18 protein-coding genes are annotated in these 26312 nt (G+C 44.1%); 5 read left to right on the top strand and 13 right to left on the bottom strand.

Annotated elements, in window-relative coordinates; genetic code table 11:
* Positions 1-54 precede the first annotated feature (54 nt).
* Together KIT51_15345 and aroQ are read right to left on the bottom strand one after the other, a co-directional pair.
* On the bottom strand, positions 55-1113 hold the full coding sequence (locus KIT51_15345) for an aminotransferase class V-fold PLP-dependent enzyme (protein ID UYN86225.1): 1059 nt from the start codon (positions 1111-1113) through the stop codon (positions 55-57).
* A gap of 14 nt (positions 1114-1127) precedes the next feature.
* The gene (gene aroQ, locus KIT51_15340; GenBank protein UYN86224.1) at positions 1128-1553 is read right to left on the bottom strand and encodes a type II 3-dehydroquinate dehydratase; all 426 of its coding nucleotides are present in this window, start codon (positions 1551-1553) and stop codon (positions 1128-1130) included.
* Between the two features lie 79 nt (positions 1554-1632).
* Between aroQ and xerD the strand changes: the two genes are divergently transcribed.
* From xerD to KIT51_15320, 4 genes are all read left to right on the top strand, one after another.
* Entirely contained in the window at positions 1633-2529 is an 897-nt protein-coding gene (gene xerD / locus KIT51_15335) for a site-specific tyrosine recombinase XerD (protein UYN86223.1), read from the top strand.
* A gap of 72 nt (positions 2530-2601) precedes the next feature.
* Entirely contained in the window at positions 2602-3174 is a 573-nt protein-coding gene (locus KIT51_15330) for a DUF4136 domain-containing protein (protein ID UYN86222.1), read from the top strand.
* 134 nt (positions 3175-3308) lie between these two features.
* Entirely contained in the window at positions 3309-3809 is a 501-nt protein-coding gene (locus KIT51_15325) for a hypothetical protein (GenBank protein UYN86221.1), read from the top strand.
* A 108-nt stretch (positions 3810-3917) separates the two neighbouring features.
* Positions 3918-4961 carry a quinone-dependent dihydroorotate dehydrogenase gene (locus KIT51_15320; protein UYN86220.1) on the top strand — a complete coding sequence of 348 codons (1044 nt, stop codon included), beginning with the start codon at positions 3918-3920 and terminating at the stop codon, positions 4959-4961.
* A 27-nt stretch (positions 4962-4988) separates the two neighbouring features.
* Here KIT51_15320 and KIT51_15315 read toward each other — a convergent pair whose 3' ends face one another.
* The 6 genes from KIT51_15315 to KIT51_15290 form a co-directional block, all read right to left on the bottom strand.
* Entirely contained in the window at positions 4989-6386 is a 1398-nt protein-coding gene (locus KIT51_15315) for a hypothetical protein (protein UYN86219.1), read from the bottom strand.
* A 45-nt stretch (positions 6387-6431) separates the two neighbouring features.
* Complete coding sequence (locus KIT51_15310; GenBank protein ID UYN86218.1) at positions 6432-7436, bottom strand: type IX secretion system membrane protein PorP/SprF; 1005 nt, start codon at positions 7434-7436, stop codon at positions 6432-6434.
* Positions 7437-7438: 2 nt separating this feature from the next.
* On the bottom strand, positions 7439-9742 hold the full coding sequence (locus KIT51_15305; GenBank protein UYN86217.1) for a gliding motility-associated C-terminal domain-containing protein: 2304 nt from the start codon (positions 9740-9742) through the stop codon (positions 7439-7441).
* A gap of 95 nt (positions 9743-9837) precedes the next feature.
* Positions 9838-10974: a hypothetical protein gene (locus KIT51_15300; protein ID UYN86216.1), complete on the bottom strand. Its 1137-nt coding sequence runs from the start codon at positions 10972-10974 to the stop codon at positions 9838-9840.
* A gap of 14 nt (positions 10975-10988) precedes the next feature.
* Positions 10989-11867, bottom strand: a complete 879-nt coding sequence (locus KIT51_15295) for a hypothetical protein (GenBank protein UYN86215.1) — start codon at positions 11865-11867, stop codon at positions 10989-10991.
* A gap of 195 nt (positions 11868-12062) precedes the next feature.
* Positions 12063-16058 carry a response regulator gene (locus KIT51_15290; GenBank protein UYN86214.1) on the bottom strand — a complete coding sequence of 1332 codons (3996 nt, stop codon included), beginning with the start codon at positions 16056-16058 and terminating at the stop codon, positions 12063-12065.
* A gap of 147 nt (positions 16059-16205) precedes the next feature.
* On the opposite strand from KIT51_15290, the gene KIT51_15285 reads away from it, so the two are divergent.
* Positions 16206-17594, top strand: a complete 1389-nt coding sequence (locus KIT51_15285) for a hypothetical protein (GenBank protein ID UYN86213.1) — start codon at positions 16206-16208, stop codon at positions 17592-17594.
* Positions 17595-17643: 49 nt separating this feature from the next.
* Here KIT51_15285 and KIT51_15280 read toward each other — a convergent pair whose 3' ends face one another.
* From KIT51_15280 to KIT51_15260, 5 genes are all read right to left on the bottom strand, one after another.
* Positions 17644-18132, bottom strand: a complete 489-nt coding sequence (locus KIT51_15280; protein UYN86212.1) for a hypothetical protein — start codon at positions 18130-18132, stop codon at positions 17644-17646.
* Positions 18133-18305: 173 nt separating this feature from the next.
* Positions 18306-20480 (bottom strand): S9 family peptidase, encoded by a 2175-nt coding sequence (locus tag KIT51_15275; protein UYN86211.1) that lies wholly within the window; start codon positions 20478-20480, stop codon positions 18306-18308.
* Between the two features lie 135 nt (positions 20481-20615).
* Complete coding sequence (locus KIT51_15270) at positions 20616-22211, bottom strand: GHKL domain-containing protein (protein ID UYN86210.1); 1596 nt, start codon at positions 22209-22211, stop codon at positions 20616-20618.
* 122 nt (positions 22212-22333) lie between these two features.
* Complete coding sequence (locus KIT51_15265; protein UYN86209.1) at positions 22334-23053, bottom strand: PorT family protein; 720 nt, start codon at positions 23051-23053, stop codon at positions 22334-22336.
* Between the two features lie 96 nt (positions 23054-23149).
* The gene (locus KIT51_15260) at positions 23150-26149 is read right to left on the bottom strand and encodes a tetratricopeptide repeat protein (protein UYN86208.1); all 3000 of its coding nucleotides are present in this window, start codon (positions 26147-26149) and stop codon (positions 23150-23152) included.
* Positions 26150-26312 lie beyond the last annotated feature (163 nt).

The following is a 26312-nucleotide window of genomic DNA, read 5'->3' as shown; positions in this document are numbered from 1 at the left end:
TTTTTGTAACCTTAACCGGATGGTGTTCGTTTTCTTCAGGCGCATGCTATGCGCTTAAATAAAATCGTGCAGAAAATCCATGAGGTGGGCAATCTCCTTGCGTTGTATAGCGGGGAAATTGGCAATGCGAAAGGTTGTACTTTTTAAATTGCCATAACCATTGCCCAGCAGCATGCCTGCTTTTTTTGCCTGGGCTTTTACGTTTTCAATAACTACAGGTTTTGCTTCTATGGTTAGTACAGTTTGCGAGCGCACTGTTTTGTTATTTATCAGCAGGTTCAATTGTTCACTCTTTTTGTCAAAAAAAGCTTCCCATTTTTTATAACGGCTAATAATCGTTTTGTTAATGCTATCGATGGGCTTAACCGATTCCATAACCCGCATCAGTAAATATATGGCTAACACATTCGGGGTATAGGATGTCTGCCAACGCTTCATCATGTCATCCAAAAGCAAAACGCTGTTGTAATGTTGCCGGTTGTTTATGGATTGGGCGCGTTCGATGGCCTGTGGTGAACAGATGAGTATTCCTAACCCTGCAGGCAATCCAAAGCATTTCTGAACAGACGCAAACCAAATGTCGGCCGAGAAAAAATTTAACCTGACACCACCCATCGATGAAGTGGCATCTACGGCCAACAAGCTGTCTGGATTATTTTTTCGGATGGATTGGATAGTTTCATTTTTTACCTGTGTCCCGTTTGAAGTTTCATTCTGTGTTAAACATATAACACCTGTTGTGTTAAAAATTAATTTACCGGGTACCAGGGCTTCTTCACGATGGAACACAAGTGATTTGGCATCGGGCTTTAATTTTTTCGTATACTGAAACCATTTTTCGCCAAAAGCGCCATTGTAAATATGGATGGATTCTTTTTGGGTTAGCGACTGTGCTATAATCTCCCAACATTCGGTTGCAGACGATACAAAGTAAATGGTGTATTCAACCGGGATGTTCAGTTTTTCCTTTAGCAAAGCAACTGTTCTTTTCGAAATACCCACAAACTCATCGCTTCGGTGATTGATGCTCATAATCCCTTGCGCGTAGGCATCTTTTACGTACTGCGGTACTTTAGTGTAAACACGTGAAGGGCCTGGATAAAAGGACACCATACAAAATGTTGGGTTTAATTTTTCTGGTTCACGATGTGCTGGATCGCAAGGTCGTAGCTCTTCAGGCCAAACCCTGAAATGAGCCCAACGCATTTGGAAGTAATCAGGTTTTTATGCCGGAACTCCTCCCGGGCATAAATATTGGATATGTGCACTTCCGTTACCGGGGTTTTTATGGCGGCAATGGCATCATGAAGGGCAACAGATGTGTGTGTGTAGGCCCCGGCATTTAAAACAATAGCGTTGAAATTAAAGCCAACTTCGTGAAGCTTGTTTATCAACTCACCTTCAATATTGGATTGAAAGTAGTGCAATTCGGCCTGTGGAAATTTGCGTTTCAATTCCTCGAAATAATTTTCAAAATCCCTGCTTCCGTAAATATCTTCTTCGCGTACGCCAAGCAGGTTTAAATTGGGGCCGTTAATGATCTGGATTTTCATAACCGAAAGATAGACAGTCTTTATGCAATAGTCCATTACCTTGCTTTGATATTGAACCCTGAATCTTCAATTTTGAATTATGTGGGACCTGCACATTAAACACTTTGGCCATTATTTGAAGCTTGAGCGTTCGCTATCGGAAAATTCTATTGCCGCCTATGTGCACGATGTGGAATTGCTTAAACAATACATTGAGCTGAACAAGCTTAAGGTTACCCCGTTAACCATTGCCCCAAAGCACTTGCAGTTGTTTCTTCAATATATTAATGAGTTGGGCATGAGTGCTTACAGTCAGGCCAGGATATTGTCGGGGATTAAGGGTTTTTATAAATACCTGATGTTTGAGGAGTTGATCGAAAAAGATCCAACCGAGTTAATTGAGGGGCCAAAGATCGGGCGCAAACTTCCTGATACGCTCAACGTTGCAGAAATTGAACAGTTGCTGGAGGCCATTGACCTGTCGAGGCCAGAGGGAGCCCGAAGCCGGGCAATGCTTGAGGTATTGTACAGTTCGGGTTTGCGTGTGTCGGAATTGGTTGAGTTGAAAATCAACAACATATATTTTGATGTTGGTTTTTTGCGTGTAATCGGCAAGGGTAACAAAGAACGGCTAGTGCCCCTTGGCCGCAGTGCCATGAAGCATTTAAAAATTTACCTGGAAGAAGTGCGGGTGCATATGCCTGTAAAAAAGGGATTTGAACCTTTTGTCTTTCTTAACCGGTTTGGCAAAAAAATATCCCGGGTTTCAGTATTCACCATGATCAAAGCATTAGCCGGGCAAATCGGGTTAAAGAAAACCATCAGTCCGCATACGTTCCGTCATTCTTTTGCCACCCATTTAATTGAAGGCGGTGCCGATTTGCGGGCTGTACAGGAAATGCTTGGGCATGAATCCATTACCACAACAGAAATCTATACCCACCTCGACAGGGATTACCTGCGGCAGGTTATCACGGAGTTTCATCCAAGAAGTTAAAAGCAGGCTACTGGTGTTTTTAATGTGAAGTATAACATAGGATACATTTTGATTTATCCTTAATTTCGGATTATGAACCCGCAGAAAGCATTAATGGTAAGTCTTTTTGTTTTTCTTTCGGCAAATCTTCTTTGTCAGGATTTCACCACCTCTACGGCCAGCGGGGTCGATCTGTTAAAATACGAAACGTTCACCGTTGTACGCGGGAGCGTAATTGCCAATGCCGATCAGCCGATCAATAAAGAGGCACTATATGAGGCCATAAAACCATCTATAATCAGGGAGTTGGAAATGCGTGGTTATAAATTTTTGGAAGACTCTACAGCCCAACTCACGGTTTCTTATGTTGTGGAAACCACCATCCGAATGGATGTGCAACGCCAGGGGCAAATCGGCCAGTTTGTGGTCACCAATCCATCGGGTGCAAACCAGGATCAGGGCTGGTCGAGAGAATTTACACAGGGTATGCTTATTTTAGAGATTGAAGACACCGCCCGCAAAACAGCGGTCTGGTCGGCCGAAGGTATGATGGACATTACCCGTACCCGGGGAAGCAACTTGTTAGATGCAGCTGTACGCAATGCCTTCCGAAAGTTTCCCGACAGAAACAAAAAGGTGAAAACGGGTAAACAACGAAAAAAGTAAGCTTAACGGTCGGATAAGTTATCCATAGCTATGGTTGCCGTTAACCGGGCAAGGGTTGCAAAAACCAACGGATGCCTGTATACTTGCTGACAATTTATTTTTTAGAACTTAAATAAGATCAACTAAATACAACTATGAAAAAGATCAGTTTGCTTTTTGTTTTCAGTCTACTTGCTTGTGCAGTGTCAATCGCCCAGGCCCCTCCGGGTAAAGGCGGAAAGCAATTTAATGCCGGCCTTGGTTTTTCAGGCTGGGGAGTACCGGTTTATGCCGGTGTGGACTTTGGTGTGCACGAAGATATTACCATCGGTCCCCGTGTATCTTACAGAAATTATAAATACCGCGCCTTAGGTGCCGACTGGAACCAGAGCTTATTCGTAATTGGCTTCAATGGCAATTATCACTTCAACAAGCTTCTGGACATGCCCAGCGAATGGAATTTATATGCCGGCCTTACTATCGGGTACTTGATCTGGTCGGATAATGAGTACTCCGGTGCACGTGCTTCAGGCCTTGGCTTGGATGGCCAGATTGGTGGCCGCTATTTCTTCTCCAATAAATTTGGTGTTAATCTCGAGTTTGGAGGTGGCAGCGGGACAGGAGGAGGAAGTTTTGGTATTACCGTGAAACTCTGATGTTATAGAGCATCTTTAGTATTGCATATAATGAACGCCAGGTAATGCACCTGGCGTTTTTTATTTTCTGGCCTATTGCATAATGTTGCAGCACTTGCCATTGCGTTTATGTATAAAGCTCTCATACGCCCTTTGCTTTTTTTGATGGATCCTGAGCGGGTACATCATTTGGTTTTTTCGCTTTTGCGATGGAAGGGATCTGTACCTGGATTTATACCCCTGTTGTCAGCGCTTTTCAGTTACCGGCACACCTCTCTTCAGCGTACCTTGTTCGGTATCACATTCAAAAATCCCATTGGCCTGGCAGCCGGCTTTGATAAAGATGCCAAACTCATTGACGAACTCGCCAGCTTTGGTTTTGGGTTTATTGAAATCGGAACATTAACGCCCAAGCCCCAACCCGGTAATGATAAGCCTCGATTGTTCAGGCTGCCTCAAGATCAGGCCCTGATTAACCGGATGGGGTTTAATAATGGAGGCGTGCTGGCAGCCGTGGAGCGACTACAGAAAAGAAAGTCGGATGTAATTGTTGGGGGTAACATCGGTAAAAACAAAAACACACCCAATGAAAAAGCGCTGGATGATTACGCCTATTGCATTGAAGCACTTTATCCGGTAGTGGATTATTTTGTCGTGAATGTTAGCTCACCGAATACACCGGGCTTACGCGACTTACAGGAAAAGGAACCCTTACGAAAGTTACTGACCTTTGTTAAAGCACAAGTGGCTGCCAAGCTTAACCCCAAACCCGTTTTATTAAAAATTGCACCTGACCTTACGGTTGAACAACTGGATGATGTGATTGAGATTTTGAAGGAGACCAATACCGATGGCATCATTGCCACCAACACTACCATATCACGTGAGCATTTAACAACACCGACTGACATAGTTCAAAAGATCGGGGCTGGTGGTTTGAGTGGAAAACCTTTAACACATCATTCAACCGAAGTCATCCGGTATCTGCGTAAACAGCTTGGACCTGATTTCCCCATTATTGGTGTAGGCGGAATAATGTCGGTGCAAGATGCGATCGATAAATTAAACGCAGGTGCTGATTTAATTCAGCTTTATACAGGCTTTGTGTATGAGGGGCCTGGGTTTGTGAAGAGAATAGTAAAGGCACTTGTAAAAAAATCTTCACATCATTAAAGTTTTGAAATTCTTGGAAGTCTACAATTACTCTTTTCTTCCATAACCGGAGTAATCACCATAGCCGGTATCCTGCAGCCATAAAATACGCGCTCCTTTTATGCAGGAGAAATAAGCATTATACAATTTTGGTTTGCCTTCCAGGTCTGAGAAATGAATTTGCCAGTTGTTGGGGTTGGTGAATTTTCCGGATGATTTAGCGTTTGAAAATTTTATACTCCCCACAAATCCACTGGCAACGCCTATCGACCAATTATAGGTACCATTGGCAAGAAACTCAAAAGTTTGCGAGGAAGAATGCGTATTCATTCCGGCATCTGCACCGGTATAGGCATTGACGTATTGAGTAAAACCACTGAAGTTGTTTGTCCATGTGCCGGTTAGGTCTGAAGCTGCTACGGCAAATTTGTTATAACCCTCAAACTTGTGCAATGGATTCCATGCTTCATTTTCAACATACCCATTAAGGGTAGTTATATCAAAGCCGGTAGCTTGCCCAAAGGCAGTAATGTTCGGTGCAATAAATTCCATCCATGGACTTCTATCGCGTTTAAAAAGTGCCACATATACCGTTTGCCCGGTTTTGTTGTCCGTAAGTGTTCCGGATATAAATGATCCCTGGATATAGGAAAGTGCACACTTTGCCACGAAATAATTTTGCAGGTTGCTATAGCGTGGTGCTACTAAGATATTCCAGGCAATGCGCTTCATTTCATTTGGATCGGATATGTATTCGTTGGTAGTGGGGTTAGGATAATGAATAAGAACCCGCACGTTGTTTTTTGTTACCTCCACCCAATCTTCGCGCACAGTGCTAACCCAGCCATCATCAAAGTTGATGGTGGTAAATTTATATCCTGAAGGAGGTGATGAAGCTGGGGATGCTGTAATTCTTTGTTCAGTACTTTCTTTTTGTGGAGTAGTTACGGGTACTGAATTAGCGGGTTGATCGTTTGATTTATTTTGCGGAGGAGTACTTTGTGAAATGACTGGTGTGGTATTGTTTTGGCCTGTCTTTATTCGCGATAAATAAAGTTGCGTGTCTCTTTTGTTGGATTCCAGATACATAAGCAGCGAGGAGTAATTTTTACTCAGCACCCAGTACCTGGTTTGGCCTGAAAGGGATGTAAGTTGCCAACCTGCTTGCTGAGCGGCAAGCTTTACCTGCTCTACTGTGCCTGACCCAACAGTTCCGACTAAAGTAAAAACTTCCACATCTTCCTCCAGGTTAATTTTATTTTCTTCCGCTGTCATGTCCAGTAATGTTTTGGCTGAGGCGGTTGCCAGGATGCGTTTGTCTTGTTTAGACCCAACGGGCAGTTCAATGCCGGCCATCTCAGATCGTGTAACTGGATTAACTTTTGATTGAGCAAATCCAGCGATAGCGATAATTAATAAACAATAAGCAAAAATTAGTCGCTTCATTGGGTAAAAATTTAGCTTAAGGGTTAGGATGTTTTTTAAGTTTATTTAGAAATCCGAAATCGTGCTCAGATCGTGAAACCGTAGCAAACGTGTTCGGATGCCAACGGTTATTTCATGTGCCGTATAGTTTAACCCCACCGACTTATCTGTAGGCAATTCAAAAATGTATCCCACCCGCAGCATATCGCCTAAATTAATTTTCATCATGGCGCCATAGGTATGCAAGCTTCGGGTAAACAAGCCTAACGTATAACTGTCGTCAGCATTCAGTGCGACACCAAAATCGGTATTCACCGGTGCACCTGCAGTGTATCGGGCCATTATAAAAGGTTTGAGTTTAAGGCGGTGTGAAAGTGTGAACAGGTACGAACCCATCCCATAAAACTGCTGGCTGTACAACACCACATCAATGTTATCGGATGTAGTGGTTTTTCCGTCCAGCATTTTCGGAACGGAAACACTCAGGTAAAATTTATCGGAGGAATAAATAATGCCGGCCCCAAAACTCGGGCTGAACTCACTGATGCTGCTTTGAAATTTCGGATCGTTTTTATCGATGGTCAGATCGTTGAAATCGTTACGGTAGTTAACCACACCAGCCTGCAGGCCAAACGATACACGACTGTTGTTTCGGAAGCTGATGTGGTAGCCGTACGAAACCAGGAACTCATTAGTTTTATTCGTACCGATCTTATCCTGAAGTATGGTTAGCCCAAGTCCCATGCGGTTATCGGCCAGGGCCATATGTCCGGAGGCATTCATGGTTACAGGGCTGCCATCCATACCGGCCCACTGCACACGATAGGCTGCCAATCCGGTCAGGTCTTTACTAAAGCCGGCATAAGCCGGGTTGATGATAAATGGATTAAAGATGTATTGCGAATACAATGGATCTTGCTGGGCTTGTATGGTTTTCAGAGTGATGAACATCAATAGGACAATCATCTGGAATGGCCTGATGTTGGTGCGGCAAGGCTGACAACCGCGATCATCAGCCTTGTGAGAGGGACCTAACCAAAACGCACCGAAAATGTGTTGAAATCTTTTCATGGCTATCGCATTAAGGTGATGAAACCGGTTAATGGTTTATTACCCGACAATTCAATTTTATAGAAATAGGTACCGGAGGGAAGTTCCGAGCCGTTTTTACTCAACCCGGTAAACACGCGGTCGATGTTGTTGTAATTTTCAATGTCAAACACCACATCGCCCCAGCGGTTAAATATCATCACGCGGTTTTGCGAAGCGCCCTCCACCACATCAATGTATTTGATAAACAGGAAATCGTTGTGGCCATCGCCATCGGGTGTAAGGCCGTTATACACTACTACGGCACCGACTACCTCTATGTCGATAACCTGTTGAACACAAAGTCCGGCAAGGTCGCACACTTCCAGCGTTATGCGGTCAGTGCCGGTAAATGGATTGCCGGTATAGTCAATTTTTAAAAAGTATGATGCATCAATAATTGCCGCTACTCCGCGCGCGGTAATGTTATTGATTACACGCAGGGTTGAGAAGTCAATGTTGTTATCCGGATCACTCACCAATGCGGTAAGGTCAACGTCCACTTTACCTTCAATTTGTGAAGCCAGCGGTGTTGGATTTACTGCCGGAGGGGCATTGGTTGGATTGCCGCCACCGCAAGGAGGCGTGAGGACAGTAACCACCACTGGGTCTGATGGCAAGCTTGGGCAGTTTGCACCGGTTGTTCTTATCGTAAGAAAGAACACACCGGTTTGTGTTACAGAAATAGTTTGTGTGGTAGCCCCATTCGACCATAGATATTCAAAACCATTTGGCCCGGTTAAATCAACTGAACCTGTTCCGCAAATGGTGGTATTGCCGGTAACTGTAATCACCGGTTTGGCAGGTGCAGGGATAACCGTTAATATAACGGCTTCGGATGCTTCGCTCTGGCATGTTCCATCGCCTACCTGTACGGTATAGCTTCCCGATTGTGTGGCCAGTATTTGTTGCGTGGCATCGGTTAGCGTAGCTCCGTCTTTTGACCATATATATTGAGCAAACCCTGATGGTGCAGAAAGAAATACCGAACTGCCCTGACAAATAGAGAGATTTCCCAAAGGGTTGATGGTGGGTTTAGCAATAGTGGTTACGGTGGCAGCGACCGTTACACGCGAGCTTTCACAATTCGTTCCCGGATCAAAAATGCTGACATAATAATTTTTGGAGGTGGTGAGTGAAGGAGTAATGAATGAAGATCCGGTAAATAAAAGGTTATTCAATATCGGGTCATCGTACCAACGGTACACTTGAGCGCCTGTGGCACCGGTAGCGTTAAGAGTAACGGTACCTTCGTTGCACCGGCTTACACCAGTAGCCGCAGGAGGGGCGGGTGGCGTGCAGGCCGATACCGTAAAGTTTGCTGTTTCCAGAAGGCTCCACACGCCCTGTGAATCTTTAATGCGGATGCTTAACGTATGGTTGCCGGTTGGTACACCGGTCATGTCCAACGCTACAAGTTGATTCAGATCAGTCGCAGGTACAATACCCGGTATGCGTGTACCAGTTCCTGTACCGTGTATGTTATCTATAAAATATTCGGCTGCTACGATCTGACGGTTGGAAAGTGAAGCCGTATTGAGCACATAGAACGTTTTTGTTTCGGCATGGCTCCACCGGTTTTTATTATCGCGGTAACGAAAGCCGATTTGATGGAAGCCGGGAGTAAGTGTTCCGGGTAGTGTAATCGGCACTGAATTGCTCTGAGGGTTTCCTGCCGTAATGGGTATGGAGGTATTGTTGCCCGGCCCCAGATCGGTATTGAAAAAATATTCCATACGTGTAATATTGGTTGCAGGGTCAGTAGTTACAGGCGGTATCACATAAAAACTATGCGCACTGGCATGTGTCCATCGGCCGCGGTCATCGCGAAAGCGAAAACTTATAAAGTGAAAACCTGGCGACAAAGAACCAATGTTTACATTCAGTGCAGGAATGTTTACAGCGTTGCCCGGGGTGAATGAAAAGGCTGTACCGTTTCCAAAGCCCGGGTCGGCATCAAAAAAGTATTCCGCGGTTACTAAGTTGTTCGAGGCGGGTATTACCGGTGTGATAAAAAACAATGTATGGTTGGGATGGCTCCACAGTCCGTTATTTTGTCGCAGCCTGAAACCCAGGGTGTGAAAGCCAATACTTAGCGCATTTGTATTGATTGTAAAATTGAAATTCACATTGGCCGATGGTGCTGAAACTGTTACAGATGTTCCGTTTCCGTTTCCTGGATCGGTGTCAATAAAATATTCAGCACGGTTAATGGTTTGGGTGAAAGCTGTTACACTGAGTAAGCAGCACAGAATAAAAAGTCCATAGTTCTTTAGTCCATAGTCCATAGTCGATTGTATGCTATGGACCATGGATCCTCGACTACTTACTAACAACCAATACCAATTTGGTTTCATTGCTTGAAGTCTGTTAATCACAGCGATCAATTATTCACTCTTCCTTGAACCTGCACATTCAGCGTACCGTTAGGTGCGATAGTGGCATTTTGAATGTTTACTGCCGTTACCTGTGGAATGGGCGGCATAGGAGCAGTATCAAAACCACTGCCTGCAGTTCCGCCAGAAGGGAAAGGATAGGTTCCACCATAAATACCTGCGTCTGTTCCATCTGTGCTGAAAGGTGCTTTACCTGGAGAGCCCGCTTGCAGGCGATAATTGTAGGTAACATCATAGGTATTGTTGTTGGGCACATTCACAAACAAGGGATTAGTGCCTACCAGGTTACCGCTACCGGAGTTGGAGCCACCCCCTGTACTCGTAAATGTTGTTTCGAAAATGTTTGTTGGATTATATAAAGAAGCTGGGGCGATGGTATTTTGAAGTGAAATATTTTTATTAAACGTGCAGAACACCACTTCGCTCGAAAAAATATCACCGCTTGCCCGGACAAAAATATTATTGGTTACAATGGCATTCCAAAGCTGGTATAGATTAGTTGAACCCAGAAAAACATTGTGATCGATTAATACTGTATTGCTATTAAAGTTTGTGACGCTACCGGTAATAATATTGTTAGCGATAAGAATATTAGTGGCTGAGGCTCCGGTTCTGGAAGTGGCATTGGCAAGCACCTGGTAAACGATGTTGTTGTAGATCGTCCAACCGGTAGCTTGAAGAGTTGAATTGATGTATAGATAAATGTAATTGTTTATACGGTTACGGAATACGGTTACATTATTGGTAATTAGTGTACCAGTGCAGTTAATGCTCCCACTGATAAAGAACCCTATGATTACCGAACCAGAAGGATCGGTGGAGCCATCACGGAACAGACTAATGCCAGTAGCCCTGGTGGGTTGCCCGAACTGATTATTAGGTGCATAACCTGCTCCAATTACTACAAGCCTTTTGCTAATGGTGAGGGTGCCATAATCGAAAGGTGAACCATACACGTAAATCGTATCGCCTGCCGAGGATGCCGTATGGGCAGCAACAAATCCTGTGTTCCCTGTTCCATTAAACTGTGCCGGACGCGTAGCATCGTTACTTACCGTACGAACAATTGCAAATGAGGAAACTGAAATCAAAAGTGTAAGCGCAAAACTGAGGGCCGTTTTCATAGTATTGTTGTTTTTTATTTTACTTTAAAAAGCCACGTAGTTTGAATGGTGGCCGAGCTGTTATTTTTATCGGTTACCGTAACGTAGCAGATGTAATCTTTGCCGGGTTGCATGGGCTCACCTACGGTAAACGTGGCACGTAATACGGATGCATCTTCAGGCGATAAGCCCTCGGTGTAGGAGGCCAGCAAATCGTCTTCATTTACAATCACTCCGCTCTCACCCGTCATCATCATCGTTAGTTTGGGATAGGCCTTGCCGTTCTTAAGGGTGTAATTTTTAATTCCTTCATACACGATGGAGAATTTCGAGTTCAGGGCAACCGTTTCGCCTGTAATTTTTTTATCTGCACCGTCAATCAGGTGTATATTATCAAAAGTTAAAACCTCATAAATCGTTTGCAGGTTGGTGTTGTCACTATCGCCCCTATAGCCTTTCGTACCATCTTCGGATACGATTTCATTTTCTTTAACCGTAAAGCTGTTGTCACCGTCTATTATTTTTATTCCATCCTTTGAACCTGCTCCTCCACAGGCTGAAAAGAAAAGACTCCCCAGTACAAAGCTTACTACTGCCACTTCGCGCAGTGTTTGATTTTTGGTATCGCCCTTTGTAAAGTCAAAGGTGATCGAGTTGGTTTTCTTTTCGCGTTTTTGTTTTTGTACTTGTCGATAGCCAAAAACACTCAGGCCCAGCCCGAATAAGAGTATACCAAAACTCATTGCCTGAGTGGGCGTGAGGCCGAATTGCTTAAGGGATGTTTGGGTTTGATCAGGTTTGGGCAGTTCAGTTGTAAAGCTTAAAAGTTTTTCCGAATCTATTAACATCACAGATCCCGTAAGGAACCCCAGTAGACCCAGGGTTGTGATGATGTGGGGTAGTTTCTTGCGCATAGTTCAATGTGGTTAATTGCGCTTCAAAACTGCGTGTATTATCTAAAAACCTGTTAACGCCTATGTGGAATTGCTTAACGTTGTGGTTGTTTTATGGATGTCTTACCCGTGAAAACCGATTTCCATATACTGCTGGCAGCCTTCGACAGGCTCAGGATGACAAGTTCAGTTTAAGGCTGAAGAATATCTGAAGCCTCAGGAGTACTCGCTGGGTAGTTTGCCAAACTCTTCTTTAAAGGCTTTACTAAAGTGGGAAAGGTTTTCATACCCAACCTGGTAGGCCACCTGCGAAACCGGGGCGGCTTTTGCGGCAAGAAGTTGGGCAGCCCGTTGTAATTTCAGTTTACGGATAAAGGCAGAGGGTGACAATCCGGTAAGGGCCATGATTTTACGGTAACATTGTTCGCGGCCCAGGTTCAGTTCTTCCGCCAATCGCTCAACCGAAAGTGACGCATCGCCAAGGTTGGACTCCACAAAGGTTTTGGCTTTCATAATAAACTGTTCCGAAGCCGAAACAGCCTTTACCGGAGTGGCTTTGGTTAACAGGTTAAGCTTAATGTGTTCCTGCAGTTTTTCACGAAGCTGCACCAGGTTTTGTACTTTAAAAATAAGCTCTTGCTTGTTGAAAGGCTTAATCAGGTAATCATCCGCTCCGGTTTGTAAACCGGTAAGTTTGTGCTCATCGGCAGCTTTGGCCGTGAGCATGATAAACGGGATGTGGTTGGTGTTTGGGTCTTTTTTTACGCGTTCACAAAACTCAAGGCCATCCATTTCGGGCATCATCAGGTCGCTGATGATCATATCCGGAATTTCTGTCCGGGCTTTCTCCAACCCCTCTTTTCCATGCCGTGCTTCACGGTAACGATAAGCTGCACCTAAACAGCTTTTTATTAACGTGCGTATGTCTTCGTTGTCTTCCACCAGCAAGAGCATTGGCAGGTGCGCTTCGCCATTGGTTTCGGTTGCTTCCTGCTGGATAAGCGGAGTGTTGTATTGCTCGGTATCAGGTTCTGTCTGTGTTGTTGACGGTTGAAGGGGTAACGTAACGGTAAATACCGTTCCTTTTCCCGGAATACTTTGCACATGGATAATTCCCCTCATCAGTTCTACATATTCTTTAACCAGTGCCAGGCCAATACCGGTACCTTCTGCATGGCTGCTGTCGGATGCTTCAACCTGGTAAAACCTGTCGAAAATATGTTCCAGTTTATTGGCCGGAATACCACGGCCGGTGTCTTCTACCTTAAACAAAAATTTATCATCCTGAAATTGGGCAAACACTTTAACATTCCCGCCTGATGGGGTAAACTTCAAAGCGTTTGACATGAGGTTGATGAGTATGGTTTCAATTTTTTCTTCATCACCCACTACGGTAGGTATGGGTTCGGTTAGCTGCCATTGAAAGCTAATGTTGCGTGATTCGGCCATGCTGGTGAATTGGGCAATGGTGGCGCGGCACAACGAAGCGAGGTTTAATGGTTTTTTATCCAGTTTGGTTTCGTTGGCGTCTAACTTTGCGAGGTCAAGTAGTTGATTGATAAGTTTGAGCAAACGCTGTGCGTTGGATTTGATCAGGTTAAGTTGTTGAACGGTTTCTTTATCGGTAGTTTTTTCAAGTAAATTATCGGCAGGCCCTTGTATTAAGGTTAACGGTGTGCGGAACTCATGCGTGATGTTGGAGAAGAATTTTGTTTTCAGGTGGTCCAGTTCGCGCAGTGTTTGTTTTTCTTTCTGCTCTAATGCCACTTGTGCTTTCAGGCGTTCGCGGTTAATGATGTTTTTTCTGGCGGCCCATAATAACCCGATCAAAATTATTCCATAAGTTGTGTATGCCCACCACGTTTTCCATGGAGGAGGGAGAACCGTAATGACCATGGAGACACCTTCTTCATTCCAGGCCTCATTGTGTCCTTTTCCTTTTGCATGAAAGATGTAGGTACCCGGGCTAATGTTGGTGTATGTTACGAACCTTCGCGTGCCGCTGTACGTCCATGTGTTATCGAAGTTCTCCAGCATGTAGGCGTATTCATTGGTGTTGGGGTCTGTAAAATCAAGCAAGGAGAATTCAATGGAAAAAAGGTTTTGATCATAGGCCAGTGTAATACCGTTTCGAAAAGATGGATTAATGACTAATTCCGAAGAATCAAGCGGATGGCTGTTGTTTGGATCGATGGAAAACTGAGTAATCACAATGGGTACTGCTGTTGTTGATACGATGTAAGCGGAATAGGGTAGCTGGTAGACTTTGTCGGCAATAACAAGATTATAGTTCCGGTCTTTTACACTAAGTAATTGAATAACCGATGAGGAGACAGGTGAAGGTAACTTTACAAATTCGAATTCGTTAGCGGCCTGTTTTCTGAAACAGCTATAAAGGCCATGGTCTGATTGAATGAAAATTTCATAGCCTTTTCCAGCAGCAATGATGCCAATGCTGCTGCCATCCAGCTGTGTAGCCGTATGCATCCGTTCAACTTTTTTGGTATTAGGGTTGTAGCGGTTTAGGCCCTGTCGCGTGCCAATCCAGATGTAGTTTTGATGGTCTTGAAATAACGCAGTGATGTAATTATTACTTAAGCCTTTACTGCCTGCTTCATATTGAAAGTTATGGATGATGCTGTCTTTTTCCGCGTTGAATAACAAAAGGCCACCGGTGGCCGTTCCAAGCCATAGCCCTTCGTCCGTTTCCAAAAATTGCATGATGCTTTTCTGAAAAAACTCAGGCTTACGGAACTTAAAAAACTGTTTTTTATCGGGCAGGAATAAATTCAGGTCGAACGGAGTGCCTGCCCAAAGCCTGTTTTTTGAATCGATAAAAATAGAGTTTACCGAATTGTGGCTAAGGCTCGTATTATCTCCCGGTATGTTAAAATAGTAGTTAGCTTTTTTGGTTTCCGGGTCAAACTCGGTAATACCAAAGTCGGTTCCGATAAAAATTTTTCCATCGCCACGTTCAACAACACCTGAAACAAAGTTTCCGCCAAGCCCGTTTGGTTTACGGTCGCGAAACGGTGGCAGGGTAAATACCAAACCTTCATTTTCAGAATATGCCATTAATCCATGCTGATCGGAAAGAAAGTAGTGATAACGCTTGCCTGCAATAGCTGCCCGTATCGGTTGTTTCAGTTGGCCCGATCCGGCAAACTCTTTCAAGGCTTCAATTGGCTTAAGCTTGTAAATGCCATCACCATTTGTGCCCAGCCAAAACGTTCCATCCCTGTCGGCAAAAAACGAGCGTGCCTCGTTACTGTTTATTCCAAATATGCTCCCGGGTTTAAACATGTTGTTTTCAAATCGATCATGCGTTGCATCGTAGTAACTTAATCCACCACCCCATGACGCGATCCAGATTTTTCCGTGTTTGTCAGGATAAATATTCCATAACGAATTATGCCGTAAGCTGAAAGGGTCATCAGGTTTATTAATCCAATGCCGGATACTTTTTGTGGCAGGATTGAACTGCACTAAGCCTCCATAGGTTGCGAGCCAGAGGGTGCCCTGATCATCTTCCTGAAAGTTGCGGATAACATTGGCCCGGGCAGCAATAGCGGCATCGGGATGGGTAACCCGGTAGATTTCAAATTGCCCGGTGGTTTTATTAAGCACGCCAAAACCATCGCCATTGGAGCCTATCCATGCGGTGTTATTTCGACCAAATAAAATCTTGGTGATGCCAAAATCCGGTGGCAAGGCAAGTGGAAGACTATCAATGGCCAGCGTGACCGGGTTGATTTTGTAAGGTTTGCCGGAGATCACCCAAACATTACCAGAATCATCTATATCAATATCCGTCATTGATTTGCCTGGTATACCAATTTTATCAGCTGAAGACTTGTTGAGACGGATAGCGGTATTGGTGGCTGTTAAAAATTTATTGAGCCCGCCATTCAGGGTACCTACCCAAAGATTACCGTCACGATCTTCCTGCAAAGCGGTGATAAACGATTCGCTTAATGAATTTGGATTTCCAGGATCATGCTTGTACACAATGGTGGTGTAGCCATCATAGCGGTACAACCCTGAGGAAGCAGCAAACCACATGAAACCTTTGCTGTCGCGCAGGATTTCATAGACAGTGCCAGCAGGAAAGGTAAGGTGTTGGGCGAGTGATGGTTGCGCTTGTGCTGAAAACCAAAATACCTGGCTGGGCAGCACCAGTAAACACCAATGTAAAACACGCCCCCACTTCATGCAAAACTTAGTTAGCGCCACCAATGTACTCAGAAATCAACCTTTTTTGCAATGCAACATTACCGTTAACCAATGCCACCAATCCGTTAGGTTGAATTCCATACAGATTTTGAAATTTGAGTGTCGTTTAAACAAAAGAGAATGGTTATGGCAAGTCGAAAATTCAACCTGATATTATGCTTGTTGCTATCAGTTTCGGTTTTTGCGCAGAAAAATCTCGTGCCCGTTTCCAGTTCTGCTTATACGGGCATTGACCTTCCGGCCGGCACGCGGCAGGATAAGCGGGTGTTCAATGTGGCATTGGTAATGACTTTCCTGGAAGGGGAGACGAAAAAATATAACGTTACCGTAAGCGATGCAGAAGTGTTCAGGCTTCCCCCCGGTGTCAATCATACCGAAAGCCTAAAAACATCTTTGAACACCAGGGGGTGGGAAATCAGGCAACTGGATGACCGGCCCGAGTATGCGTGGTTGATTAAGCAGGGGCAGTACTATTTCATGTATTGGTCGTTTAATGTGAAAAACCCGGAACTGTATTTTGGCAAGCTAGAGGGCGTGCCTGCTTTAGAAAATTCCTTACCCGTTGTTTCGAATCAACCTGTAACCAAAACAACTTTACCTCCTGTCCAGCAAAATCCTTCCTTGCCAACGGCTGCGGTGAGCCAACAAACTCAAACCACTGTATCACCTAACAGCGCACCAACAGTTCAACCTGTTCGAACCGGCAACTTTACCTTTTCGGTTACCAACTGGGATGATGGTTGGGTTTCGACTATTGAAAACGATAAAGTGGTAGTAACAAAAGGCGCGATCAAGGTTCACGTGTATTATCCTGTTTCACATAATGATGCTTCGCGCCATGCCGGAAGAGATTTTTACTGGGATAATTATCTGGCCAAAGAGTTTCGTATTCTTACCAAACAATACCGCGATCATGGTGAAGTCATTTCATCATTTCAGGCCCCTTATATTGAAGGTACTGCCATTGATACCAAAACGGGTAAGAACTGTTTTTTGGCTATGTATGTCACCTCTTCTAACGGTAATATGTTTCCGGTGGTGGCGGTGATGCCCGATGAAGCCACCCTGCGAAAAACCTTTCCGAATGCCGAGAAAGAATTTGATTCTGAATTGCCGGGCATGAGCCGGTACAACAGGTTTGCCGTTGCGTTAAATGATATCATTGGCAAATGGAGCGGAGGTGGAAGTGCCACTGCAAATTATTATAATGCTTACACGGGTGCTTATGCCGGCATGGGTGCCGTTGCCATGAGCGATAAGTTTGAATTTTTTGCCAACAGTGATTACGTAAGCAAACATCAGGGCGCCTCAGGCATGGTGGGTTCCATGTCAACCTATTCGCAGGAGTATAAAGGGAAGGCTACTGTGTCCAACTGGGAAATTGTTTTGCCCAACCGGTGGGAAGGAAAAACCAGTAAGTTCAACGCGTGGTTTGAAGCGGTACGGGGCGGGCGAATTCTTAACCTGCAGGATATGCAGTATAGTGGAAGCCGGTATAGTTTGGTCAAAGAGTAACAATTTATCCCTGGTCTGTGAAGACACAGACCAGGGAATAAGGAAAAATCTACTCAACCACTTTAACAGAAACTTTACTTACAATTTCTGCTTCTGCATTTTGCTTGTCGAATACCCGTGCCGTTACGGTATAGGTTTCGCCAACTTTCATCGGGTCGCCAACGGTTAGGGTGGCACGCAGTACGCCTGCATCGGTTGGTGATACACCTTCTGTATAGCTGGCCAGCATATCATCAAAGGCAACCACCTCTGCTCCTGAAGGATCGGTAACGGTTAAGGTGATACCCGGAAAAGCATTTCCATCTTTTAAGGTGTAGTTGCTTATGCCTTCAAATACGAAGGAGCATTCGGTGTTCCACGAAACCTGTTTGTTGGTGATGGATTGATCTTCCTGATCAACAAAGTAAATGGTTTCAGCGCTTAAGCCATTCCAGGTTGAAGAAAGGCCGGAAACAAGATCGGCTTTGGTGCCAGCCGAAAAATTACAGCTGGTTACTACGAGTGTAATCACGCTAAGGATTAAAAGGGTCTTTTTCATGGTTTTATATTTTAGGATACCGAATGTAGAAAGTAATTTTTGATAAAATTGATGGATGGCGTATAAAAAAATAAAAACCTCCAAAGCCTTAAACCCCGGAGGTTTAGGTGTTGGAGGTTTTAGTTTGAATTTTCCTTTACTTGGTCTGTGTCGACTCAAGCCAAGGGGATTATTTACAACTTCTCAATCTTTGGTTTGGTTTCAATCACCTCCTTCATTCCCAGTATATCAAAAACAAACGTATACTCCCGGGCAGTTTCGCGTAGCCTTCTGAACCTGCCGCTGGCCCCACCATGGCCTGCATCCATGTTGGTGTATAAATAGAGTCTGTTGTTATCGGTTTTCATTGCGCGCAGTTTGGCAACCCATTTAGCGGGTTCCCAGTACTGCACCTGTGAGTCGTGCAGCCCGGTGGTGACCATTAAATTAGGGTAAGCTTTTTTCTCTACGTTATCGTAAGGGGAGTAGGAGAGCATGTAATCATATTCTTCTTTAATGTTCGGGTTTCCCCACTCTTTCCATTCAAAGGTTGTTAATGGAATACTTTCATCTTCCATGGTGGTAATCACATCGACAAACGGAACGGCCGCAATTACCCCGCGGTATAATTCAGGACGCATGTTTACCACAGCGCCCATGAGTAGGCCACCGGCACTACCGCCCGAGGCAAAGAGTTTATCTTTGGCAACGTACTTGTTTTGGATCAACCAATCTGAACAATCGATGAAATCCGTAAACGTGTTTTTCTTGTTCAGCATTTTACCATCATCGTGCCAGGCACCACCCATTTCTTTTCCACCGCGAATGTGTGCGATGGCATAAACAAATCCACGATCAAGTAGGCTGATGCGTGCAATACTAAATGTCGGGAACATGGAGGCGCCATAAGAGCCATAACCGTATATCCAGCCGGGTGAAGTGCCGTCTTTCTTAAAAGCATCTTTTCTGTAAACAATGGATAGCGGAACTTCCTTACCATCTCGGGCTTTTACCATTACACGTTCAGTAACGTAATCGTTTTTATTAAAACCGCCCAATACCTCTTGTTCTTTTTTTAATTCTTTTTCGCGCGTGTCCATGTTATAATCGAATGTTGAGTTGGGGGTAGTCATCGATTGGTAGTTGTAGCGGATAAGGTTGGTGTTAAAATCCGGATTGTAACCAATGCCGGCATAGTAAGCCTGCTCGCCAAAGTCGATGGTGTGTTCTGATTTATCTGCCCATTTGATTAAGCGGATGGAAGCCAGCCCGGTTTTCATTTCTTCCAGCGCCAGGTAATCTTTAAAGTAGTCTACATCTTGCAGGTAAACATTATCGCGGTGTGCGATTACATCTTTCCAGTTAGCTTTTCCCGGAGCATTGATCGGGGTTTCGGCTAACCGATAATTTACAGCATTCAGGTTAGTATAGATATAAAACTTATCACCTCCGGCATGATCAACACTATACTCAACATTATCCTGGATCGGTTCAATAACGATAGGTTTACCTGGGTTGTCAGCACTGATGTATTGTGAAAAATTTGCATCGGTTCGTCCGGAAGAGATAATAAAATATTTTTTCGATTTGGTTTTACCGATACCTACATCCAGGGTTTGATCTTTTTCTTCGTAGATAACAGGATCAGTTGTAGTAGCGGTACCCAATACATGTCGTTTAATCTGATAGTTGCGCAGCGTTTTCTTATCGGGAACGGCATAGAAAATAGATTTGTTGTCGTTGGTCCAACTGTAGCCCCCGCGGGTATCGGGTATTTTGTCGGCCAGGTATTTTCCAGTAGTAAGGTCTTTAAACTTAACGGTGTAAAAATTCCTGCCCACCGTATCCATTACAATAGCCACCATTTTGTGGTCAACACTCACTGAAGTAAAGAAATTAAAGAATGACTGCCCCTTGCCCAATTCGTTACCATCGGCAATAATTTCTTCAGGTGCATCCATTGATCCTTTTTTGCGGCAATAGATCGGGTATTCGCCACCGGTAACAAACCGGGTGTAGTAATAATAGTCATCAAGCTTGTAGGGTACTGAAGCGTCATCTTCCTTGATCCGCCCGCGCATTTCATTGAACAAGGCTTCCTGAAAGGCATTGGTGTGCGCCATCATGGTATCCAGGTAATGGTTTTCGGCTGTGAGGTAATTTATCACGGTTGAGTCTTCGCGGTTCTTTAGCCAGTAGTAATTATCGGTACGAACAGCACCGTGTTTGCTGGTTAATTCATGGGGTATAATGGTGGCAACAGGCGGTGCCACATCGGGCAAGCTTACTTGTTTTTCGACTGGGGTACACGCAGCAATCCAAGCGAGGGCTGCAATAATTACTAAGGATAAAAATTTTAATTTTTGCATAGGATGTTTTTTTAGCGACTTCGAAGATGGCGAATAATTCCAATTAGTGACAGCTAACATTCGGAAATTTCATGCACCATGCAAAAGAAGTAGATCAGGTTTAGCGAAATAATCCAAGGTGTTGGCAATTGGCATTTAAAGGTCAGGCAAATGGATACGGAATGTAGATCCCTGTCCCCACACCGATTCAAATGTAACTTGTCCGCCAATTTTTTTTATAGCCTCCCTTGCTATGTAAAGGCCAAGGCCCGATCCGGACGCGCTTGCGGTGCCCCGATAAAACATACTGAAAAGCTTTCCTTTATACTGATCTTGGATACCTTCTCCATTATCGCTCACTTCAAGAATAATTTCCTTATCATTTTTGAATGAATTGAAAGTTACTTTAGCGTGATGGTCTTTGAATTTCTTTTGATATTTGATTGCATTGGAAATCATGTTACCGAGCGCCACTTTAACCAATAAGCGGTCGCTGGTAAACACGGGTATTTTCAGGTTATAGGTAAATTCGATTTTTGAGAAATTTTCCATGAACTCAAGCTTCGAATTGATCTCTTCAATTAATTCTTTAATGTGAATTTGTTCAAGTTCAATATTTTTTCGTGTTGCCCTGGAGTAATCCAGTACCTCATTTATGAACTCTTCCAGTTTATTGGCACTTAGCTCAATTTTGTCCAGGTATAAATTCGCCTGATCAGGTTGCAGGCGACTGATGGTGACCAGGCCTTTTATTGATTTGAGCGGTGCGCTCAAATCATGCGAAACACTGTAAACGAAGTGATCAAGTTCCTGGTTGGCTTGTTCCAACTCCTCATTAATGACCTCAACTCTTAACTTTTCATTTTTCAGGTTCTTTTCGGTAGTGTGCAGATCAGTCACCACACGTCCAACCAAAAGCGATACAAACATCATGGTGCTCATGCCCAGGTGTACACTTATGTATTGTGTTGAACCTAAACTTATAAGCAAGGAAGACGCAAATTCAAACAAAGGCAGCAGGTAGCTTAGCATGAAAATGATGGTGTTGAGAACAACTACTGCAGCAAAGCCCCAACGTAGGGCAAACAGGGTAGCACCAATGCCATAGATGAACCAATATTTATCGAATGGGAACAGTAAAGAAAGAATAATAAATACAAGGGTAACCAACCCCAGTTCAACCCAAAGCCGGTTTGAAAAATTAAGCCTTTTGCGCTTAAAGGATTGAGAGGCTTTATCAAAGGAAAAAAAATACAGCAGGGCAATGGAAAGCGGCAAAATGGTTATAAAGTCAGAAAGCCAATAAAGCGCAACTTTGTCAGGGTCGCCCTGTACAAAAGCATAGTGGTACACATATATGGAGTTGATGGTTATTGGGATAAGCACGGCCAGCAATGTAAACCTCAGGAAATAATTAGTGTTGCCAAAGCGTGCTTTTTCTTTGGGTGGAAATAGTTTACAAAACAGTAGCCACGAAACCAGCGCCACTACGGCTTCATGCGTGGAAAGCAACCAGAGGCGCAAGGTAAAGTTTGAAATCCCCCATATCATGAGAGTAGTTATTCCGTTTATGAGTAAACCGGGCAACACCGGCCATCCAAACCAATGAATGAATACAATGCCCAATACCAATGGGAGGTACAACAACAACGAATGTGTAGCGGAGCTGAGTTGGTAAGAGGCGTATGATAACGCCAAGAGTATGGCCTGTAGCAGGATAAGCTGAGCGATCCCTCTTAAAATCTTGTTCAATTCGGCAGAATTTTACTTGCAAAGTAAGCATATTTTTTACGATGCGTTAATCCGGGTTTACCGGATTAACGCATAACATTGGCCAGAAAAGAAATGCCGCAAAGGAGAATTTTGCTTTAAGGTTATTTCGGTTGCAGCGGAATACCTACCGTAAATTGGAGTACCCTGTTTTTTGTTTCGTAGGAGTTGTCCGGGTCATATAAATTCGAAAGACCTAATCCATAACGAACCTCGATCATTATTTTATCGGCCAGGAACACACCTCCACCCAACTGAAGGCCAAAATCCATGCGGTTGTCGATATACCGGTCGTTACCCTCATATCCATCGGGCGCATTACCAAATTTTATAGCGCCCTTTCCATCCAACGGGTATACGTACACTTCGTCATCATACGATTCGGTAAAGGATCCTTCTTCTTTATATTTTCCTCCGAGCCCAACACCCAGGGATGGCCCGGCCATCACGTGAAATTTTGTTACTTTTCCAAAAGTAGCCTTAACCAAAACAGGCAATTCTATGTAGTTGGTTGTTTCAACCTGTTTGTAATCATTTTGATAATAAAACCACCTTCCATCAACCTCTTCTTCCCAGGCAGATGAATTCTCTTCTTTATAACCTTTTTGAATAAAGTTCAATTCCGGTTGTATGGAAAGTAAATCCGTTAAACCATAATTAACCCCTACGCCAAGGGTAAAGCCCGGTTTAGATTTTATATCGTCAGCATATTCCCTTGAAATTGTTGAAAAAGTTGCCCCTATTTTGGGGATTATGGATAGCGTTTGTGCATTCACACAGATGGAAATCATAAGAAACAAAGTGGCAAGCAAATATTTTTTCATGGTTAGGAGGGTTAGGTTAATTTGTTATTAAATCTGGTGGCATCCGGCAAGGCCAGAAGCTCATTTCAAATTTCGACCTTATACTTCGTTTAAGTGTTACGGATTTGTAACAATGTCTTGCTGATTTGTAACAGCTGGATTTTCCGAAAGGCTGTTTTCCTGATATTCAGAGGGGGTAACGCCTGCCCATGCCTTAAAGATGCGGCTGAAGTTGGGCAGGTTATTAAAGCCGGATCGGTAAGCCGCTTCACTCACCGATATGCCTTTAATGGAAAGCAATTTTTTAGCATGCCCCAGTCTAAACAACCGTAAAAAATCTCCGGGCGATTGATCGGTAAGTGCTTTGAGTTTGCGGTGCAATTGCATGCGGCTCATGCCGATTTCGCGGGTAAACTCCTCTATACCAAAAGCAGGGTCGGTAAAGTTTTTTTCTATAATGGAAATAACCTTGTTGTAAAAGGCAGTATCGCGCGACTCACCAGCGACACGGGTGAACGAAGAGGCTTGTTGACTGAATATCGCTTTTAATTTTTTGCGCTGTTCCACCAGGTTTTGAATGCGCGCCAGCAGTTCACGGGCATCGAAAGGTTTGGTAAGGTAATCATCAGCCCCGGTGTGCAGGCCTTCCAGTTTACTTTCCTGGTCTGCGCGGGCAGTAAGCATAATCACCGGAATGTGGCTGGTGGCTTCGTGTGTTTTTAATCGTTTGCACAATTCGGTACCGTTTATTCCGGGCATCATCAGGTCGCTGATCACCAGGTCGGGAATGTGGTGCAGGGCTTTGCTCCAGGCTTCATCTCCGTTTTCAGTCATCACCACATCAAACTGTTCTGCTATAACCTGATGAATAAAAGTTCGCATATCTGCATGGTCTTCGGCAATAAGGATAACAGGTCGATCTGTAGTTGCCGTACTTTCAACAGGTTGTTCATCAACCGGGTATTCATCATAAATTAATTCTGATGTTTCTACCTGATCAGTTAATTCACTCTTATAAAATGAGCGTGCCGTAGGAATGGTGAGTGTGAATATACTGCCCCCCGTTTCCGGACTTTCAGCTGTTAATGTACCGTGGTGTGCCTCAGCCAATTCTTTTGATAACGCCAGCCCCAGGCCGGTGCCCTCTACAATCCTGGCGGCAGTGCCTTCAATCTGGTGGAACCGATTGAATATCTGCGTAAGCTGATCGGCAGGAATGCCCGGGCCGGTATCCTTAACCTGAACCGTGAGCTGATGATTGATGTGTGTAATACTAAGTTGAACGTGTCCGCCCTCGGGCGTAAACTTCAAGGCGTTGTAGATTAGATTGCTCACAATTTTTTCAAGCTTGTCGCGATCAAAGTATCCGGTAACGGAACCATCGGGTGCATGAAGGGTATAGTCAATTTGCTTTTGTTCAGCTAACGAAATGAATGAAGCGAAAACTGTTTTTAAAAATTGTTTCAAGTCACCTTCTGCGGTACGCAATTTCATGTTTCCGGATTCAATTTTTGAAAGATCCAATATTTCGTTGATCAGCCGGTGTAAGCGAACCGCATTGCGATGCATGATTTTCCACGTTGCGGCTTCTGGCGCGTGCGGATTTTCCTGAATAGTTTTTTGCAGTGGCCCGATGATAAGGCTTAGCGGTGTGCGAAATTCATGCGAGATGTTGGCAAAGAAACGCGACTGTACCTGGTTGAGCGTTTCCAGTTTTTTGTTGATTTTCTGTTTGGCATTATACAGGTAGCCCAATAATCCGATCAGCGCAAGCGACAGCGCCAAAATTCCGATAAGATAGTTACGCTGACTTTCCTGTTGCTGCAGGCGTAGCATGGCCAGTTCATTTTCGGTGTTGAGTGTTCGGATTTCATTTTCCTTTTTTTCATTTTGATAAAGTGCTTCACGATTGGCCGCTTCTTCACGGTTTTGAAGTGCGGTGAGGCTGTCGTTTAATGCTGTGTAGCGCAGATGATAGTGGTAGGCAAGATCAAATTTTTTCTGATCGGCATACAATTCACTTAATCCGAGGTAGGAGTCCATCACCAATGCCGGAAGCTTTATCTGTCTGGCAATGCGAATGGTGGAGTCAAAATACAAAACAGCCTGTGTGTGTTGCCTGAGTTGCGCGGAGGCAGACCCCAGTGCTGCATAACTATAGGTCATGTTGGCCGAATCGGAGAGTGATTTACTGATGCTTAGTGATCGGGTGTAGTATGACTTGGCTTTATTGAGATCTTCTTTTTCATAATAAATATTGCCCATGCTGGTGAGCGTTTCCGATACATCGCGCCTGGCACCGATGGTTTCATATACTTCGATAGCTTTTTGATAGACAAGTAATGCATCATCATACTTTTGTAGCTTTCGGTATATTCTGCCCAGCAAACGATTTGAATAGGCTATGGAAGGTTGCTTGTTTATTTTTTCCGCTATGGTTAAACTTTGCTGTGCGTATTCCAGGGCTTTATCATAATCGCCCATCAGGTTTTGCAGGTTGCCGATGTTGGAAAGACTTTGTGTTAAACCGTTATCATCCTGCAGGTGTTCAAAAATTTCAGTGGCCTTCAGGTAATAGTCAACAGCTTCTTTGTAGTTATTTTTTTCCTTCAACACATTGCCCATCATATTATAAAAGGAGGCCGTCATCGGTTGATTGTTCTGTTCGGTAGAAATGGTAATTCCTTTTGTTAAATAGTATGCTGAGGAATCAAATTTTGCCAAACGTAAATGTGCAATGCCCAATTCAAGGTACGTGTTGAGAAGTGCTGTATCGTTTTTGCCGGCAGCCAGTGCTTTCATGTAGTATGAAATAGCTGTTGCATATTCACTATGCTTGCGGTAATGAATGCCAAGGTTGGTGTATGCATCAGCAATGAGCTGGTTATTGTTGGTTTGTAACGCTGCGGCAAGGGCTTGTTGTTCATAGTTCAGGGAAGCGTTCTGGTCGGTTGTATACCCAGCCAGTTGATGATAAAGCTGAAAAGTTAATTCGGGTTTTTCTGTTTTATCAATAAGCTTGAGCAAACTGTCCGTCTTTTGGATGTTCAGATCTTGTCCGGGGCAGTAATTAACCCACAGTATGAAACCAATAAACAGAACCAAACGGACAGGCATGTAACGGAGGTAAATAAAACTCTTTAAGATAGTTACAAAAGCAGGTCAGGCCAAGCTGTTTCTGTCCGATGGTGGATAATCGGGGGTGATGAACGTGTAAATAGCTCTCCGCTTGAAATTAACTATGTCGAATGAAGGTAGATTACTTTATCAATGCACCTTT

It is taken from the genome of Cyclobacteriaceae bacterium, assembly GCA_025808415.1.
Taxonomy (GTDB): domain Bacteria; phylum Bacteroidota; class Bacteroidia; order Cytophagales; family Cyclobacteriaceae; genus UBA2336.
Note: the sequence above shows the minus strand (reverse complement) of the source record. Positions and strands in the feature narration are given on the sequence as shown.